This is a genomic window from Faecalibacterium sp. DFI.5.82, assembly GCF_029076575.1.
Taxonomy (GTDB): Bacteria; Bacillota; Clostridia; order Oscillospirales; family Ruminococcaceae; genus Faecalibacterium; species Faecalibacterium duncaniae.
Genome location: NZ_JARFIS010000177.1, coordinates 1 through 349, shown reverse-complemented (window position 1 = coordinate 349; position 349 = coordinate 1). Strand labels below are relative to the sequence as shown.

Here is a 349-nt window from a genome sequence, read left to right as displayed (position 1 = left end):
AGGAGGCGTTTTCCATGGGGGGAAGCACCAAACAGGCCCTGCTGCAGGCGCTTTCGGCGGCAGAGGGAGCCTATATCTCAGGCCAGCAGCTGGCCGAATCGCTGGGCGTGAGCCGCGCGGCTGTCCACAAGGCGGCACAGGCGCTTTCGGCCCAGGGATACGCGCTGGATTCCGCCCCGCGCCGGGGCTACCGGCTGGCAGGCGGTGACCCCTTCTGCGCCGAAGCGGTGGGCACCTACCCCGCCCCCATTCACATCTACGACACGCTGCAAAGCTCCAACCTGACAGCCAAGCAGCTGGCACTGGGCGGCGCGCCCCACGGCACGCTGGTGCTCACGGCCCATCAGCA

At 68.8% G+C, this 349-nt stretch carries 1 protein-coding gene; it reads left to right on the top strand.

From position 1 onward, the window contains the following. Nucleotides 1-14 precede the first annotated feature (14 nt). The coding region (locus tag P0G09_RS16135) for an HTH domain-containing protein (RefSeq protein WP_275253167.1) at nt 15-349 on the top strand (335 nt) is incomplete at its 3' end.